Here is a 2,500-nt window from a genome sequence, read left to right as displayed (position 1 = left end):
AGGCCCCAAACAAGTATCGGGAAGACAGGATTTGAACCTGCGACCCCCTGGTCCCAAACCAGGTGCTCTACCAAGCTGAGCCACTTCCCGAAAGAAAACGCGCCCGAGAGGAGTCGAACCCCTAACCTCTTGATCCGTAGTCAAACGCTCTATCCAATTGAGCTACGGGCGCATATGGTGCCGAGGGCGGGGGTCGAACCCGCACGGTGGTCACCCACCGCAGGATTTTAAGTCCTGTGCGTCTGCCTGTTCCGCCACCCCGGCATGTCATATTGAAAATTGGAGCGGAAGACGGGATTCGAACCCGCGACCCCAACCTTGGCAAGGTTGTATTCTACCACTGAACTACTTCCGCAAGACATGTTTGAGATATTTTATTAAAAGTGCGGGTGAAGGGAGTCGAACCCCCACGCCAAAGGCGCTAGATCCTAAGTCTAGTGCGTCTGCCAATTCCGCCACACCCGCATATTAATTAAAATGGTGAGCCATGAAGGACTCGAACCTTCGACCCTCTGATTAAAAGTCAGATGCTCTACCAACTGAGCTAATGGCTCTTACAATAAAAACTGGTGCCGACTAGAGGACTTGAACCCCCAACCTACTGATTACAAGTCAGTTGCTCTACCAATTGAGCTAAGTCGGCTAAATGGTGGAGGATGACGGGATCGAACCGCCGACCCCCTGCTTGTAAGGCAGGTGCTCTCCCAGCTGAGCTAATCCTCCGGATTGCCTGGCAACGTCCTACTCTCACAGGGACAAGGTCCCAACTACCATCGGCGCTAGAGAGCTTAACTTCCGTGTTCGGTATGGGAACGGGTGTGGCCTCTCTGCCATCATTACCAGACTGTATTCATTTAAGACAAGAATCATTGTAACTCATTTAACTTTTAAAGTCAACAAGTTTTTTATATTCTTTCAAAACTAGATAACATTGCTTCATATTATATGGTTAAGTCCTCGATCTATTAGTATTCGTCAGCTCCACATGTCACCATGCTTCCACCTCGAACCTATCAACCTGATCATCTTTCAGGGATCTTACTAGCTTACGCTATGGGAAATCTCATCTTGAGGGGGGCTTCATGCTTAGATGCTTTCAGCACTTATCCCTTCCGCACATAGCTACCCAGCTATGCCCTTGGCAGAACAACTGGTACACCAGCGGTGCGTCCATCCCGGTCCTCTCGTACTAAGGACAGCTCCTCTCAAATTTCCTACGCCCACGACGGATAGGGACCGAACTGTCTCACGACGTTCTGAACCCAGCTCGCGTACCGCTTTAATGGGCGAACAGCCCAACCCTTGGGACCGACTACAGCCCCAGGATGCGATGAGCCGACATCGAGGTGCCAAACCTCCCCGTCGATGTGGACTCTTGGGGGAGATAAGCCTGTTATCCCCGGGGTAGCTTTTATCCGTTGAGCGATGGCCCTTCCATGCGGAACCACCGGATCACTAAGCCCGACTTTCGTCCCTGCTCGACTTGTAGGTCTCGCAGTCAAGCTCCCTTATGCCTTTGCACTCTACGAATGATTTCCAACCATTCTGAGGGAACCTTTGGGCGCCTCCGTTACACTTTAGGAGGCGACCGCCCCAGTCAAACTGCCCACCTGACACTGTCTCCCGGGTCGATAAGACCCGTAGGTTAGAATTTCAATACAGTCAGGGCGGTATCCCACCAGCGCCTCCACCGAAGCTAGCGCTCCGGTTTCAATGGCTCCCGCCTATCCTGTACAAACTGTACCAAAATTCAATATCAGGCTACAGTAAAGCTCCACGGGGTCTTTCCGTCCTGTCGCGGGTAACCTGCATCTTCACAGGTACTATAATTTCACCGAGTCTCTGGTTGAGACAGTGCCCAAATCGTTACACCTTTCGTGCGGGTCGGAACTTACCCGACAAGGAATTTCGCTACCTTAGGACCGTTATAGTTACGGCCGCCGTTTACTGGGGCTTCAGTTCAGAGCTTCGCTTACGCTAACCCCTCTCCTTAACCTTCCAGCACCGGGCAGGTGTCACCCCCTATACTTCGCCTTACGGCTTCGCAGAGAGCTGTGTTTTTGCTAAACAGTCGCTTGGGCCTATTCACTGCGGCTTTCCGTTAAGAAAGCACCCCTTCTCCCGAAGTTACGGGGTCATTTTGCCGAGTTCCTTAACCAGAGTTCTCTCGCACACCTTAGGATTCTCTCCTCGCCTACCTGTGTCGGTTTGCGGTACAGGCACCTTTTATCTCGCTAGAAGCTTTTCTTGGCAGCGGGGAATCAAAGACTTCGCTCCATAAGGAGCTTCCCCATCACAGCTCAGCCTTCACGATAAGCGGATTTGCCTACTTATCAGCCTAACTGCTTGGACGTGCACAACCAATCGCACGCTTCTTCTATCCTTCTGCGTCCCTCCATTGCTCAAACGATAAAGAGGTGGTACAGGAATATCAACCTGTTGTCCATCGCCTACGCCTGTCGGCCTCGGCTTAGGTCCTGACTAACCCTGAGCGGACGAG

9 tRNA genes and 2 rRNA genes (2 of these 11 cut by a window edge) are annotated in these 2,500 nt (G+C 52.0%); all 11 read right to left on the bottom strand.

What is annotated here, in order from left to right:
* A tRNA-Ala gene (locus NST27_RS00490) sits at nucleotides 1–7 on the bottom strand (it extends 69 nt beyond the left edge of the window).
* A 9-nt stretch (nucleotides 8–16) separates the two neighbouring features.
* Nucleotides 17–90, bottom strand: a tRNA-Pro gene (locus NST27_RS00485).
* A gap of 8 nt (nucleotides 91–98) precedes the next feature.
* Nucleotides 99–172 (bottom strand) — tRNA-Arg (locus tag NST27_RS00480).
* A 3-nt stretch (nucleotides 173–175) separates the two neighbouring features.
* Nucleotides 176–264: transfer RNA gene (locus NST27_RS00475), tRNA-Leu, on the bottom strand.
* 16 nt (nucleotides 265–280) lie between these two features.
* Nucleotides 281–355 (bottom strand) — tRNA-Gly (locus tag NST27_RS00470).
* Between the two features lie 29 nt (nucleotides 356–384).
* Nucleotides 385–465, bottom strand: a tRNA-Leu gene (locus NST27_RS00465).
* 13 nt (nucleotides 466–478) lie between these two features.
* Nucleotides 479–554: transfer RNA gene (locus NST27_RS00460), tRNA-Lys, on the bottom strand.
* Between the two features lie 13 nt (nucleotides 555–567).
* Nucleotides 568–643, bottom strand: a tRNA-Thr gene (locus NST27_RS00455).
* A gap of 4 nt (nucleotides 644–647) precedes the next feature.
* Nucleotides 648–723: transfer RNA gene (locus tag NST27_RS00450), tRNA-Val, on the bottom strand.
* Between the two features lie 5 nt (nucleotides 724–728).
* Nucleotides 729–844 (bottom strand): 5S ribosomal RNA (gene rrf / locus NST27_RS00445).
* Between the two features lie 101 nt (nucleotides 845–945).
* A 23S ribosomal RNA gene (locus NST27_RS00440) occupies nucleotides 946–2,500 on the bottom strand; it runs 1,367 nt beyond the window's last position.

The organism is Bacillus sp. FSL W8-0770, from assembly GCF_038008705.1.
GTDB classification, from domain to species: Bacteria; Bacillota; Bacilli; order Bacillales; family Bacillaceae_G; genus Bacillus_A; species Bacillus_A cereus.
Note: the sequence above shows the minus strand (reverse complement) of the source record. Positions and strands in the feature narration are given on the sequence as shown.